The 12,617-nt window shown below is 63.2% G+C and carries 16 protein-coding genes; 4 read left to right on the forward strand and 12 right to left on the reverse strand.

All coding sequences use genetic code 11. The features are described from left to right. Positions 1–10: 10 nt before the first annotated feature. From BM338_RS15425 to prfB, 6 genes are all read right to left on the reverse strand, one after another. A complete protein-coding gene (locus BM338_RS15425; RefSeq protein ID WP_090452194.1) occupies positions 11–274 on the reverse strand; it encodes a BolA family protein in 264 nt (87 codons plus the stop codon). Positions 275–276: 2 nt separating this feature from the next. Next, entirely contained in the window at positions 277–576 is a 300-nt protein-coding gene (locus BM338_RS15430) for a YciI family protein (protein WP_090452196.1), read from the reverse strand. A gap of 180 nt (positions 577–756) precedes the next feature. Next, positions 757–1,383, reverse strand: coding sequence for a flagellar basal body-associated protein FliL (locus tag BM338_RS15435; RefSeq protein ID WP_218156361.1), 627 nt, complete (start codon positions 1,381–1,383; stop codon positions 757–759). Between the two features lie 3 nt (positions 1,384–1,386). Next, a complete protein-coding gene (gene lysS / locus BM338_RS15440; RefSeq protein WP_090452198.1) occupies positions 1,387–2,907 on the reverse strand; it encodes a lysine--tRNA ligase in 1,521 nt (506 codons plus the stop codon). 101 nt (positions 2,908–3,008) lie between these two features. Then, positions 3,009–3,371, reverse strand: coding sequence for a hypothetical protein (locus tag BM338_RS15445; RefSeq protein WP_090452200.1), 363 nt, complete (start codon positions 3,369–3,371; stop codon positions 3,009–3,011). Between the two features lie 40 nt (positions 3,372–3,411). Further along, positions 3,412–4,537 (reverse strand): peptide chain release factor 2 gene (prfB, locus tag BM338_RS15450; RefSeq protein WP_143109319.1). Its coding sequence is split into 2 segments (ribosomal slippage): positions 3,412–4,461 and positions 4,463–4,537, totalling 1,125 coding nucleotides; the frame shifts between segments, so codons are not numbered across the junction. Positions 4,538–4,669: 132 nt separating this feature from the next. On the opposite strand from prfB, the gene BM338_RS15455 reads away from it, so the two are divergent. Further along, positions 4,670–5,029 (forward strand): hypothetical protein, encoded by a 360-nt coding sequence (locus BM338_RS15455; protein WP_143109320.1) that lies wholly within the window; start codon positions 4,670–4,672, stop codon positions 5,027–5,029. Between the two features lie 24 nt (positions 5,030–5,053). Here BM338_RS15455 and asnB read toward each other — a convergent pair whose 3' ends face one another. The 4 genes from asnB to BM338_RS15470 form a co-directional block, all read right to left on the reverse strand. Next, complete coding sequence (gene asnB / locus BM338_RS15460; RefSeq protein WP_090452204.1) at positions 5,054–6,736, reverse strand: asparagine synthase B; 1,683 nt, start codon at positions 6,734–6,736, stop codon at positions 5,054–5,056. A 110-nt stretch (positions 6,737–6,846) separates the two neighbouring features. Beyond that, on the reverse strand, positions 6,847–6,975 hold the full coding sequence (locus BM338_RS21835) for a hypothetical protein (protein WP_255367335.1): 129 nt from the start codon (positions 6,973–6,975) through the stop codon (positions 6,847–6,849). Between the two features lie 67 nt (positions 6,976–7,042). After that, on the reverse strand, positions 7,043–7,408 hold the full coding sequence (locus tag BM338_RS15465) for a SpoIIAA family protein (protein ID WP_090452206.1): 366 nt from the start codon (positions 7,406–7,408) through the stop codon (positions 7,043–7,045). Positions 7,409–7,505: 97 nt separating this feature from the next. Then, positions 7,506–7,928 (reverse strand): hypothetical protein, encoded by a 423-nt coding sequence (locus BM338_RS15470; protein WP_177229380.1) that lies wholly within the window; start codon positions 7,926–7,928, stop codon positions 7,506–7,508. A gap of 177 nt (positions 7,929–8,105) precedes the next feature. On the opposite strand from BM338_RS15470, the gene BM338_RS15475 reads away from it, so the two are divergent. The 3 genes from BM338_RS15475 to BM338_RS15485 all read left to right on the forward strand — a co-directional run bounded on the left by BM338_RS15475 (position 8,106) and on the right by BM338_RS15485 (position 9,975). After that, positions 8,106–8,606, forward strand: a complete 501-nt coding sequence (locus BM338_RS15475) for a methylated-DNA--[protein]-cysteine S-methyltransferase (protein WP_090452210.1) — start codon at positions 8,106–8,108, stop codon at positions 8,604–8,606. Between the two features lie 89 nt (positions 8,607–8,695). Beyond that, a complete protein-coding gene (locus BM338_RS15480; RefSeq protein WP_090452214.1) occupies positions 8,696–8,980 on the forward strand; it encodes a hypothetical protein in 285 nt (94 codons plus the stop codon). Further along, complete coding sequence (locus tag BM338_RS15485; protein ID WP_255367336.1) at positions 8,977–9,975, forward strand: transporter; 999 nt, start codon at positions 8,977–8,979, stop codon at positions 9,973–9,975. Before BM338_RS15480 ends, BM338_RS15485 begins: the two co-directional genes overlap by 4 nt. Positions 9,976–9,982: 7 nt before the next feature. On the opposite strand, the gene recJ is transcribed toward BM338_RS15485, so the two are convergent. Further along, positions 9,983–11,698 carry a single-stranded-DNA-specific exonuclease RecJ gene (gene recJ, locus BM338_RS15490; RefSeq protein ID WP_090452216.1) on the reverse strand — a complete coding sequence of 572 codons (1,716 nt, stop codon included), beginning with the start codon at positions 11,696–11,698 and terminating at the stop codon, positions 9,983–9,985. Continuing rightward, complete coding sequence (locus tag BM338_RS15495; RefSeq protein ID WP_177229381.1) at positions 11,695–12,615, reverse strand: phosphoglycerate mutase; 921 nt, start codon at positions 12,613–12,615, stop codon at positions 11,695–11,697. Before BM338_RS15495 ends, recJ begins: the two co-directional genes overlap by 4 nt. Positions 12,616–12,617: the final 2 nt, after the last annotated feature.

A 12,617-nucleotide genomic window follows, 5' to 3' on the forward strand; every position in this document is an offset into this window, starting at 1 on the left:
TTAAACAAATTTACTGATCAGGTGCTTTAGCATCGATAGACAGGGCGTGGATGCCGTTGTCCATCAGCCCTTCCAGCGCCGCGTAAATCATGCGGTGGCGTTTGAGCGGCAGCTGGCCAGCGAAGGCGGTGCTGACGATGCGCACGTGGAAATGCCCCTTGCCGTCATTGGCGTGGCCTGCGTGCTTGTAGCCCTCGTCCAGCACGTCCAGCTCCAGCGGCGCCAGGGCCGCCTGCAGGCGGCCGCGAATCTGCTCGACCATGGCTGTGGTCATGATCAGGGCAACACCTTGCGGAAGGGCTTGACCGACACGCTAGCGTAGACGCCGGCCGCCACATACGGATCGGCCTTGGCCCAGCTTTCCGCATCGGCCAGCGAGGCGAACTCCGCCACGATCAGGCTGCCGGTGAAACCGGCCGGACCCGGGTCTTCCGCATCGATGGCCGGGAACGGACCGGCCAGCAACATGCGGCCCTGCTCCTGCAATTGCTTCAGGCGCTCGAGATGCGCCGGCCGCGCCGACAGGCGCGCTTCCAGCGAGTTGGGGACGTCGGTGCCGACGATGGCGTACCACATGGCTAAGGTTCCGCGCAGAGGAAACGGCGATTTTAGCCGACTGCGCCCATTGCTGCGGCAACGCATAGTTGTAGGAGCGCACCCTGCGCGCGAAAGCCCTGCGCAAGCAGGGCTATGCCCTTTTCCGGTGTAGCAAAAGCGGCCCCGCTAACGCAGGGCTTTCGCGCACAGGGTGCGCTCCTACAAGGCGTTTGCCGGAGCGGAGGTGTCGTCAGGCATCAGATGCTCCTGCACCAGCTCGGTGGCACCCGGTATCAACCGCCCCTGATGATCGAAATGCATTACCACCAGCCAGCCAAAAACATCGGCGGGCCACTTGCCCTTGGGCAATAGCGTTTTCGGATCAACGCCGAATGCCTCGATCAACGCGGGGATTTCCCCGTGATGCCAGCAGATCAGGATGCGGCGCCCATGCGTGTCGGAACGCAGCGACTCGACCAGCGGTTTGACTTGATCGTCGCTGTAGCGGTTATCGACCGGCAGGCTGAGCGCCTGGCTCAACGGTTTGATGGTCAGGCGTGGTCGCATGCTGTGCTTGGAGTCGGCGGTCGCCACCAAGGTATCTGGCATAGCGGCTTGCCCGCCGAGCGTCAGATGCTTGAAGTAGTCAACATAGGCGCGGGCGCGCGCCTCGCCCGCAGGTGTCAATCCGGCGCCCTCATCCGGTTTTTCGGCATGACGAATGATCATGACGGTCGCGTCCACCAGACCATCGGCCGGCCGACGCTCGTCGTGATGTTTGGCTGAAGCAAGCGCCGGCGACAGCCCGGCCAACGCGAATAACGCAAGGGCCAGGAACCGGCGCATCGCTTATGCCTCTGGACGCATGTAGGGGAACAACAACACGTCGCGGATCGACGATGCACCGGTCAGCAACATCACCAGGCGATCGATGCCGATGCCGAGACCACCGGTAGGCGGCAGGCCGACTTCGAGTGCACGAATGTAGTCGGCGTCGAAGTGCATAGCTTCGTCATCGCCCGCGTCCTTGGCAGCTACCTGCGCACGGAAGCGTGCTTCCTGATCCTCCGGGTCGTTCAACTCGGAGAAGCCATTGGCCAGCTCCTTGCCGTTGACGAAGAGCTCGAAGCGGTCGGTGATGCCTGGGTCGGTATCGCTCTCGCGCGCCAGCGGCGAGACTTCGACTGGATGCTGGGTGATGAAGGTCGGCTGCACCAAGGTGTGCTCCACCGTCTTCTCGAAGATTTCCAGCAACAGTTTGCCCCAGTCGTAGCTGTCCTTGACGTGGCAACCGAGACGCTTGGCGTGCGCGGCCATGGCCGTACGATCACGCAGTTCTTCGCGGCGGATGTCGGGGTTGTGCTCCAGCACGGCGTCTTCCATCGACCAGCGGCGGAACGCCGGGCCAAGATCGATCTCGGCGCCGTCCCAGGTCAGCTGGGTGGTACCGATCACGCTCTTCGCGGACTCGCGGATCACCGCCTCGGTCAGATCCATGATCTCGGTGTAGGTGGCGTACGCCTGATACAGCTCGAGCATGGTGAACTCGGGGTTGTGCCGGGTGGACACGCCCTCGTTGCGGAAATTGCGGTTGATCTCGTACACGCGATCGAAGCCGCCGACCACCAGACGCTTGAGGTACAGCTCCGGCGCCACGCGCAGGAACAGATCCATATCCAGCGCGTTGTGATGCGTGACGAACGGCTTGGCCGTGGCGCCGCCCGGGATGATGTGCATCATCGGCGTTTCCACTTCCATAAAGCGGCGCGGCTCTTCCTCCAGCCACTTGCGGATGAAGCCGATGATGCGCGAACGCTGTGCAAAGGTGCGGCGCGCTTCTTCGGTGACGATCAGGTCGACGTAACGCTGGCGATAACGCTGCTCCACGTCAGCCAGGCCATGGAACTTGTCCGGCAACGGACGCAGGCTCTTGGTCAGCAGGCGCAACGCATCGACCTTCACCGACAGCTCGCCGGTCTTGGTGCGCATCAGCACGCCTTCGGCGCCAACGATGTCACCTACGTCCCAACCCTTGAACGCCTCGTAGGTCGCCTCGCCTGCCGTGCCCTGATGGATGAACAGCTGGATGCGGCCGGTCATGTCCTGCATCTGCACGAAACTGACCTTGCCCTGCACGCGCTTGAGCACGATGCGGCCGGCGACCTTCACCCGACGCGCCAGGGCGTCGATGGCTTCGGCAGTATGTGCATCCTTGTCGGCGTACTCGTTCTGCAGATCACCAGCGAAGTTGTCGATCTTGAAGTCGTTCGGGAAGGCAATGCCCTGCCCGCGCAGCGTGTTCAATTTCTCGCGACGCTCGGCGATCAGCTTGTTCTCGTCGATGGGCGGGATATCGGTCGGTTCACTCATGGGTTTTCCGTAGCTGCTGACGCTCGCGCAGATGGCGGGCGCATCTTCATGGGTCATCTGATGGCCGGGCGGGAGAGAACGCTCTTCCCCGCAACGCCCCGTCAATCGTCTTTGCCGAACACCTTCTTGGTCGCGTGCTTGGTAGCATCCCAGCCTTCGCGCGCGCCGTGGCCGATGCCTCGACCTGCATCGCGTGCGCCATGCCCAACCTTGACACCTACGTCGCGCGCACCGTGCCCAACCTTGACGCCTGCATCGCGCGCACCGTGCCCAACTTTAACGGCCACATCCCGGGTCGCATGTCCGACGTCGCGGCCAGCATCGCCGACCGCCCTGCCGGCAGCTTTTGCATCCTGCTTGATGCCCTGGCCGGAGGAGTTTTCCTGCTGCGCACCCGCCGTGCCGCTGAAAGCTGTGAACGTCGCGCAGGCGATCAGAATCCGGGCCATCTTGCTGCTGTTCATACGGGCACCTCGTCGTTGGTGAGGAACGATGACGGACAGGTTACGCGTCCACGCGCTTGGCGCCCGCATCCAGACCGGATTTCAGGCTGGCCTCGACGAATTCGTCAAGGTCGCCGTCCAGCACCTTCTGCGTGTCCGAGCGCTCGATGCCAGTGCGCAGATCCTTGATACGGCTCTGGTCGAGCACGTAGTTGCGGATCTGGCTGCCCCAGCCGATGTCGGACTTGGTCGCTTCCAGCGCATCCTTCTCGGCGTTGCGCTTCTGTACCTCCAGCTCGTACAGCTTGGCGGCCAGCATCTTCATGGCGCGGTCGCGGTTGGCATGCTGGCTGCGCTCGGTCTGGCAGGCCACCACCGTATTGGTCGGGATATGGGTGATACGCACGGCCGATTCGGTCTTGTTGACGTGCTGACCACCGGCGCCGGACGAACGATACACGTCAGTCCTGAGGTCCGCCGGATTGATGTCGATATCGATGTCGTCATCCACTTCCGGCGACACGAACACCGAGGTGAAGCTGGTGTGGCGGCGGTTGTCGGAGTCGAACGGGCTCTTGCGCACCAGGCGATGCACGCCGATCTCCGTCTTCAGCCAGCCGTAGGCGTAGTCGCCCTCGACACGGAAGGTGGCGGACTTGATGCCAGCCACGTCGCCGCCGCTGACTTCCAGCAGCTCGGTCTTCCAGCCACGCGATTCGCACCAGCGCAAATACATGCGCAGCAGGATTTCGGCCCAGTCCTGCGCCTCGGTACCGCCGGCGCCGGCCTGGATGTCCACGAAGGCGTTGTTGGCGTCCATCTTGCCGGAGAACATGCGCTGGAATTCCAGCTTGCTCACCTGGGCGTCGAGCTTGCCGAGGTCGGTCACGATGGACTGCACGGTTTCTTCGTCGTTGTCGGCGGCGGCCATCTCCAGCAGGTCGCCGGCATCGGCGAGGCCGGAGGTGAGCGAGTCGATGCCGCTGACGATGGTGTCCAGGCGGGCACGCTCACGGCCCAGTTCCTGCGCACGCGGCGGATCGTCCCACACGGTGGGGCTTTCCAGTTCGCGGCTTACTTCTTCCAGACGCTCACGCTTGGTGGCGTAGTCAAAGATACCCCCTAAGCGACTCGACACGGCCCTTGAGGTCCGCGATCTGCGCGAGGATCGGATTGGTTTCGATCATGGGAATGTGATGGTGGGCAAAGACCCGCAAGGATAGCAGACGGGACCGTTGCGCCGCTGCGGTGAGGGGCAGCGATACGTCACCATCGGCTACGCTGTTATGTTGCGCGCCACCCTGTTTCGACCAATGCCCATGCCGACCGCCGCCGAATTGCCCGCCCAGCCCTCAACACCCTTCCGGACTCGCCGAGTGGCCTGCCTGCTGATCGGCGTTGCGCTGGCGCTGGCAGGTGCCGCTATCGCCCTCGGATGGCTGACATGGATGGACGAAGCGCTGCACACGGGTGGATTGAGCAGTACGCCCGGCGTGCTATGGACGCTGGCGTTGCTGATGTTTCCGGCGGTCTGGCGCATCACCTTATTGCTCCGGCGCGGGCGCCGCCGCGAGGCCGCCTATACCGCTATCGGCGGCGGACTCGCGGTGATTTTGCTGGTCATTGTCGCCATGGCCGTCATCGCCTGGGCCATCGGCAGCGCGATGCCTCGCGGCTGATCGGCGCTGCCTGACTGCGTCGGCTTACGCCAGCGCCTGCTGATGCACGCCACGTACCGCGCGCCCCGAGGGATCGGCTGCCGCGGCAAACGCCGGATCCCAGGCCAGCGCCGCCGGCGAGGAACAGGCGATCGACTTGCCGCCCGGCACCGTGGCCGCACAGGCTGCGCCAGGAAAGTGCTGCTCGAAGATGCGCCGGTAGAGATAAGCCTCCTTGGTGGCCGGCGGGTTGTGCGGGAAGCGGGTGGTGGCCGCGGCGAACTCGCGATCGCTCACCGCCTGCTCGGCATGAGCCTTCAGGCCATCGATCCAGCCGTAGCCCACGCCGTCGCTGAACTGCTCCTTCTGCCGCCACAGGATCGAATCAGGCAAGGCACCCTCGAAGGCTTCGCGCAGTACCGCCTTTTCGATACGGCCCTGCCCTGCCATCTTGTGTTTGGCATCCAGGCCCATCGCAACGTCAAGAAACTCAAGGTCCAGAAACGGCACACGTGCCTCAACACCCCAGGCCATCATCGACTTGTTGGCGCGCAGGCAGTCGAAGCTGTGCAAGGCATCAAGCTTACGTACGGTTTCCTCGTGGAAGGCTTCGGGCGACGGCGCTTTGTGGAAATACAGATAGCCGCCGAAGATCTCGTCCGAGCCCTCGCCCGACAGCACCATCTTCACGCCCATCGCCTTGATGCGGCGGGCCAGCAAGAACATCGGGGTGGAGGCGCGGATGGTGGTGACGTCATAGGTCTCGATATGGCGGATCACCTCCGGCAAAGCGTCCAGCCCTTCCCAGAAGGTGTAGATGAAGCCGTGGTGCACAGTGCCCAGCGCATCGGCGGCGATCTGCGCGGCGGCCAGATCGGGCGAGCCTTCCAGGCCGATCGCAAAGGAATGCAGGCGCGGCCACCAGGCCTCGCTGCGGTCGTCGTCCTCGATGCGTTCACGGGCGAAGCGTGCAGCGCAGGCGGCCACCAGTGAAGAATCCAGGCCACCAGAAAGCAGCACGCCATAAGGCACATCCGTCATCAGTTGCCGGTGCACGGCCTGCTCGAAGGCTTCACGCAACGTACCCGGCGCGAGGTCCTGCCCGCGGGTTACCGCATAGTCCCGCCAGGGCTTGTGGTAATAGCGGCGCAACTCGCCGCTGGCACTGTCGTAGATATGCCCCGGCGGAAAGGTATCTACGTCGGCGCAGACTCCGGACAGTGCCTTCATCTCCGACGCCACGCACAAGCGCCCTTCTGCATCGTGCCCCCAATACAGCGGGCACACGCCGATGGGATCGCGCGCGATCAGGTAACGCTGCGTTTCACTGTCCCACAAGGCGAAAGCGAAGATGCCATTGAGCCGTGACACGCCATGCTCGATAAAGCCTTCCGCACCGTGCTGGCGATACAACGCGTTGATCACCTCGCAGTCCGAGCCGGTGGTGAAGTCGTAATCGCTGGCTGCGCGCAGTTCGCGGTGGTTGTAGATCTCGCCATTGACCGCCAGGGCCAGCGTCTCGTCGCGCGAACGCAGCGGCTGCGAACCGCTGGCCGGATCCACGATGGCCAGACGCTCGTGCACCAGGATCACCCCGGCATCCACGAACACGCCGCTCCAGTCGGGACCGCGGTGGCGCTGGCGCTGGGACAGCTCCAGCGCCTGGCGGCGTAGCGCGGCCAGGTCGTCGCCGGGCTGCAGGTCGAACATGCCGAAGATGGAACACATGGTCTTGCACTCCTCGAGGGTTGGATAACGCGAAATACAGCGCGCTGAAATAAAAAAAGGGCCCGCGGTTGGCGGGCCCTTTTGCGTGATCTGGAGACTTTTTTTTGTGTCTACACGCCGGCCCACCCGTCGATGCGGGGATTATTATTGGCGTTGTTATTCAGCCCGTTCGCGACCGCGACAACACGCATCGCAGGAACGGTGTCGGTGAGGCGCAGGCTGGCGATACGGGAAGTCATGGGCCGACTTTACGCATACTCTGCTGCGGTGCGCAACAAGAATTTTTGCCTACCGGGCACTGGCCACTCACTTCGTGCTGACCCAGTTCCTGGCTTCTTGCAGCTCGGTATTCTGGAACAGGCGGAACTGGCCCGGGGTGAGGAAACCTAGGGCTTTCGACAACGCACGCAACCAGCCGACATCGGTGACCAGAGCGGCACGCTCCCAGCCGCTGAAATGGCGGAAACCCAGCTTTACGTCATCCCACATCGCGCCGGCATCGAAGCCGGTGAAGTCCTCGTCGATATGAAAAATCACCCGCAGTTTGGGGTCGATGGCGAACGCGGCCTCGATATCCGGCACGATCACCCGCTCGTAGTCCGCAGCGGTCACCTGGTTATGGGCGGTGAAGCCGAGCACGCCCGGCGGCAAGCCAGTCATCTGCACGATCATGAGCCTTCTCCTGATGGATGAGATGGCGCCATCCAAGCGCGACGCTTGTTGCAGTGAGAGCTAGGGCGCGTGAAGAACGGGACAACACACGCAAAGCTCACGCCGGCGAGCAGGTGGGCACCGCCAGCCGGAGATGCGCGTCGATGTCGAAGTAGGCAATCCTTGGCGTGCGTGAGGGCTTATTGCTGCGCCCTCTGCACACCTCGCCACCCTGCTCAGCGCTCCGCGCTGCCTCTCCAGTGTCTTTCAGCATCAGACGCAGGTCGACATCCTTCGACGCGACGCGCAGATCGGCATTGACCCTTGCAACCAGCTCGGCATCCGAGGCGGCCGCCCGATAGGCGCCCAGGCGCCGATCGATTCCCAGCACACGATGGATTGTGGCCAAGCGGTCGCGATGCGCATAGTGAGTCTGGATCAGGTGCTCGGCGGCTTGCACTGAGCTGTCGGCATCCGTCGCCTGCACGGCGGTCGAAAGCATCGGGAAAATCAAAAGAAGAACGAATGTCGTTGTGCGCATAGCCGCCTTGGCCTCGAGTGATCGCATCCCACGGAAGGACGCATGCGTAGGAAACCATCAGGCCATGCCGGTCGCTGTCGGAATCTTTAGCTATCTACCATCCATCACAGCGAAGACGCTTTACTCCGAGCGGCGAAGCGGGGTTAATCCCCTATCCCTTCGCATCCCGTCTTGCGCATGACCATCTACTTCGCCACGCACGAAAGTCCTATCGGAGAACTGTTGCTGGTAAGCCACGGCGAAGCGCTCGGCGGGCTCTACATGCCAGACCATAAGTACGGCCCACAGATCGGGAGCGAATGGCGGCGCGACGACAGATTGCTCAAACCGGCAAAGACGCAGCTGGATGCCTACTTCGCCGGCGAGCTGCATCGTTTCGAGATGCCGCTCGCCCCGCGCGGCACCTCATTCCAAACCGCGGTATGGCAGGCACTGAACGCCATTCCATTCGGCAGAACGGAAAGCTACGGCGTGCTCGCTGCACGACTGGGGAATCCCAAGGCATCCCGCGCTGTCGGTCTCGCCAACGGACACAATCCGATTTCGATCATCGTGCCCTGCCATCGCGTCATTGGTGCAAACGGCAGCCTTACCGGCTATGGCGGCGCTATCGAACGCAAGCGCTGGCTGCTTGCACATGAAACGCGCGTAGCACGCGGTCGCTCGGTGGATCGCTAAATATTCTGACAGCGTGACTTCCAGTCACCGTGGTCTCCTGTCCTGGCAGAAGCGTCGCGAGAAACGCGGCGCAAAACCCAGGATTCGTTATGAGCCATGCCACAATCAGCAACCGTGTGTTGCCCGCTTATCCCACTTATCGCGGCATGGGCGATGGCCCAGTGGCTTTGCTTGTCGCGGTGCCGCGCGCTCGCCCGCAAAGCATCACTGATGGCTCCGCCGGTGATCAGGGCAAGATTTTGCTCACCACCAACAACGGGCGCATGAGCACGCCGGATCTCGAAAGCGATAAACCCACTACGCCCGGCAGCAGCTCTTGGTGGCGGCACTGCATCGTGGTCTTGCGACACCTCGCTCAGCAGGGCAAAGCATGATCGGAATGCGTGATGGGCGCATTCACCTGGCCATGCTCGGCTGGAGCCTGTTGTCCTTGTCCGGACTCGCATGTGCCACGGCACCCGTCTCTGAGCCTCAAGCGGACGTCGCATTGCCCGCCCCGGTTCGTCAGTCACTCGACGAAGCGTGGTGGACCGGCCCAATGATGGCGAATAACGCCGCGACGCTTCCGCAAGGCCACTACCTTATCGAGCCCTATCTCTACGATGTGCGTTCCTCGCAGGGCGACAGCTTCGGTTCGCTGACTTATATGGAGTACGGCGTCACCGACCGCCTGACGGTCGGCGCGATTCCCACGTTCGGCTACAACCGGCCCAACGATGGCCCTGTGAGCTCGGGTGTGCGTGTTGGCGACGTCAGCCTGCTTGCACAGTACGGCCTCACCCAATTCCACGAAGGCAGCGCCCTCCCCACCATTGCGCTGATGATCCAGGAGACCTTCCCCACCGGTCGCTATGACCGACTCGGCCAGCGGCTGGCGGACGGGCAAGGCGCCGGTGCGTACACCACGACACTACAGATCAACACCCAGACCTATTTATGGATGCCCAGTGGACGCATTCTTCGCATGCGCTTCAATGTCGGCCGGTCTTTCTCTCGCCACGTACACGTCGAGGATGTGAGTGTCTACGGCACACCCGACGGTTTTCGAGGAACCGCTTCATCGGGGAACGCATTCTTCATCAATGCTGCATGGGAATACAGCCTGACGCAGCGCTGGGTGCTGGCTTTTGACCTGTCCTATCGGCGCTCGGACGAAACGCGCGTGCGCGGCTATCGCACAGATGCTGTCAGCGGATTTCAGGAGAACATCCGTTCCGCTTCTCATCCCAGCGAAACCTTTGGCTTCGCTCCCGCCATCGAATACAACTGGAGTAGCCAGCTAGGTGTGCTGATCGGTGTGCGCGTATTCACCGGACGTCACAGCCCCACCACCGTGACGCCGGCGATCGCTCTGAACTACGCCCATTGAGCGATGTTCAGATCGCCTCGATGTGCCGCAGCAGCAAACGCGGTGTTTCGCGCCCCTGCCAGTCGTTGATGGTCAGCTCGTAGGCGGCACGCAGGCGAGACGGCGGCGGCTGACCGGTATAGGCATTGAACATCACCGCATCGAGCAGGTGGCCGTCGCGCGGATCGCACAGACTGAGGCGCAGATGGTTCTCGCCCATCACACGCCAGCTGGCACATTCGAATTCATTGTCGAACAGCGGCTCTGGGAAGGCCTGCCCCCATGGCCCGGCGTAGCGCAGCTGGCGGGCGAGTTCGAGGGTGGCGCTGCCGGGAGGCAATTCGCCGTCGGTGTAGAGCACCGCCTGCAAACGCTCGTCATCCAGCCATTCGCGGGCGATGGCATCGAAGGCTGCGGCGAAGCGTGGATAGTCGTCGGTCTTGAGGCTCAAACCGGCAGCCATCGCATGGCCACCGAAGCGCTCGATCAAGCCGGGCTGGCGGGCATCGATGGCTGCTAGTGCATCACGGATGTGGAAGCCGGCGATGGACCGCGCCGAACCGCGCAGTTCTTCTGTGTTGTCTTCGCTGGCCGGCGCGAAAGCAATCACCGGGCGATGCAGGCGCTCCTTCAACTTGGACGCTACCAGGCCCACTACGCCCGCATGCCAGGACGGCTCGAACAAGGCCACGCCCACCGCATCGCTACTGCCTACGAGCCCAACCATCACTTCCGCTTCGGCCACCATCGTCGCCTGCAGCTCGCGGCGCTCCTGATTGATGGCGCTGAGCTGATCGGCATAGCGACGCGCCTTGGCCGCATCGTCGGTCAGCAGGCACTCCACCCCCAGGCGCATATCTTCCAGACGCCCGGCCGCATTCAGGCGCGGACCGACGGCGTAACCAAGATCGCTCGCACACAAGGTGGCAAGGCTGCGCTTGCCCGATTCGACCAACGCGGTGATGCCGGGACAGGCACGTCCGCCGCGGATGCGCTTGAGGCCCGCCTCCACCAGCACACGATTGTTGAAATCCAGTGGCACCAGATCAGCCACCGTGCCCAGCGCCACCAGATCCAGCAGCACGGACAGATCCGGTTCGGGCCTTGATTCAAATGCACCCTGCTCCCGCATGCGGGCACGCAAGGCGAGTAGCAGATAAAACATCACGCCAACGCCGGCCAAGGCTTTACTCAAAAAGCCATCGCCAGCCAGATTCGGATTCACCATCGCATCCGCCGCAGGCAGTTGCTCGCCGGGCAAATGATGGTCGGTGACGATCACACGGATACCCAACGCCTGCGCGGCCGCGACACCCGTCACGCTGGCGACGCCGTTGTCGACGGTGATGATCAATTGCGGCTTCGGCTGCAACGAATCCACCAATGCGGGACTCAGGCCATAACCGTGCACAAAGCGATTCGGTATGGCGTAACTGACCTGGCGCGCACCAAGCAGGCGCAAGCCACGTACGGCCACCGCCGTGCCGGTGGCGCCATCGCAGTCGTAGTCGCCAGCGACAAGGATCGCCCAGTCGTCACGGATCGCCTCGAGCAGCAGATCTACCGCGCGTTCCGTGCCACCCAATTGCTGTGGCGATAGCAGTTGAGCGAGCCGATGATCCGCCTGCGCGGGTGTCAGCACGCCGCGTGCGGCGTAGATGTTTTGCAGCACCGGATGCACGGCGTCGCTCCAACCGCTGGGCGTACCTTGCAGGGCACGGCGGCACAGCGTCAGCTGACTCATCGTGCGCCACCGCGCCAGAAACGGAAGCGATGCCAGGGGCGATACAACCAGCGCTCGCCGCTGGCGAAAGAGAACATTAGCGGCTGCTGTGCCGCGAGCGGTTGCAAGCGCGGCCACCATTCGCGGGTGAGATCGTCCACTGGGAGATCCTGTAGATCCAGCAACCAACCCGCCCGCAGTTGTTGAAACGAAGCCGGCGTGCGCGGCAACATGGTGACGTTGGCTCGTTTGGCCAAGGCACCCAGCAGCAGATCGTCAGCAACCACCGCCGCCAGCCCACTGTTCACACGATTCGGCAAGCGGCCACCGCCCCATAGCCACAAGCTATTGACCGGCGCCAGCCCGCGTTCGCGCCGTTCGGCATTCAAAGGATGCTGATGCAACAGCACCTGTACTTCCGTGAGTAGCGCGCGCCAGCGACGACCATCCGCGCCTTGCGGCAGATGCTGGTAGAGGTCTTCACCCAGCGCCTGTTCCGGCGCGGCGAAATCCGGCACCGGGCTATGGGTCGGCAGGCGGACGTGCCAGCGATCCGGCGAGCTGAGCTCAAGAATCATGCCGGCATCGCCGAAGACTGGCTTCAGTGGTCGCGCCAGCGCCTGGGCCTCATCGATACTCAACTGCATTTGCCCGCAGGCCAGAAGGCGCGCGCCGTTGAGGTCGGGTTGTATCCATGCCGGGTCGGCGCAAAGCCAGGCGGCGTCCGCTGCGTCGCCGGCCAGCATCTCGCGGGTGAGTGCGGCAGCGGAGAAGCCATTCGGACATTTGAAGTATCCGGCCAGCCCAGCGAGATAACCTTTCGGTCCATCCCCGACGCGATCGCCACGTGCCAGCAGTGTGCGGATGGGGTGCGACGGCTCGAAGCGAGGCAGATCCGGCAACCACAGTACCAGCGGCCTCGCAATCGCGTCACTCATGC

It is taken from the genome of Dyella sp. OK004 (assembly GCF_900114495.1).
Classification (GTDB): Bacteria; Pseudomonadota; Gammaproteobacteria; order Xanthomonadales; family Rhodanobacteraceae; genus Dyella_D.

What these genes read in the sequence shown, in the direction of transcription:
- BM338_RS15430 (WP_090452196.1), bottom strand. Translation starts at nt 576, where the DNA reads ATGTGGTACGCCATCGTCGGCACCGACGTCCCCAACTCGCTGGAAGCG.
- asnB (WP_090452204.1), bottom strand. Translation starts at nt 6,736, where the DNA reads ATGTGTTCCATCTTCGGCATGTTCGACCTGCAGCCCGGCGACGACCTG.
- BM338_RS15485 (WP_255367336.1), top strand. Translation starts at nt 8,977, where the DNA reads ATGATCGGAATGCGTGATGGGCGCATTCACCTGGCCATGCTCGGCTGG.
- BM338_RS15425 (WP_090452194.1), bottom strand. Translation starts at nt 274, where the DNA reads ATGACCACAGCCATGGTCGAGCAGATTCGCGGCCGCCTGCAGGCGGCC.
- BM338_RS15455 (WP_143109320.1), top strand. Translation starts at nt 4,670, where the DNA reads ATGCCGACCGCCGCCGAATTGCCCGCCCAGCCCTCAACACCCTTCCGG.
- BM338_RS15465 (WP_090452206.1), bottom strand. Translation starts at nt 7,408, where the DNA reads ATGATCGTGCAGATGACTGGCTTGCCGCCGGGCGTGCTCGGCTTCACC.
- BM338_RS15435 (WP_218156361.1), bottom strand. Translation starts at nt 1,383, where the DNA reads ATGCGCCGGTTCCTGGCCCTTGCGTTATTCGCGTTGGCCGGGCTGTCG.
- BM338_RS15445 (WP_090452200.1), bottom strand. Translation starts at nt 3,371, where the DNA reads ATGAACAGCAGCAAGATGGCCCGGATTCTGATCGCCTGCGCGACGTTC.
- BM338_RS21835 (WP_255367335.1), bottom strand. Translation starts at nt 6,975, where the DNA reads ATGACTTCCCGTATCGCCAGCCTGCGCCTCACCGACACCGTTCCTGCG.
- BM338_RS15495 (WP_177229381.1), bottom strand. Translation starts at nt 12,615, where the DNA reads ATGAGTGACGCGATTGCGAGGCCGCTGGTACTGTGGTTGCCGGATCTG.
- BM338_RS15475 (WP_090452210.1), top strand. Translation starts at nt 8,106, where the DNA reads ATGACCATCTACTTCGCCACGCACGAAAGTCCTATCGGAGAACTGTTG.
- BM338_RS15480 (WP_090452214.1), top strand. Translation starts at nt 8,696, where the DNA reads ATGAGCCATGCCACAATCAGCAACCGTGTGTTGCCCGCTTATCCCACT.
- lysS (WP_090452198.1), bottom strand. Translation starts at nt 2,907, where the DNA reads ATGAGTGAACCGACCGATATCCCGCCCATCGACGAGAACAAGCTGATC.
- BM338_RS15470 (WP_177229380.1), bottom strand. Translation starts at nt 7,928, where the DNA reads ATGCGCACAACGACATTCGTTCTTCTTTTGATTTTCCCGATGCTTTCG.
- recJ (WP_090452216.1), bottom strand. Translation starts at nt 11,698, where the DNA reads ATGAGTCAGCTGACGCTGTGCCGCCGTGCCCTGCAAGGTACGCCCAGC.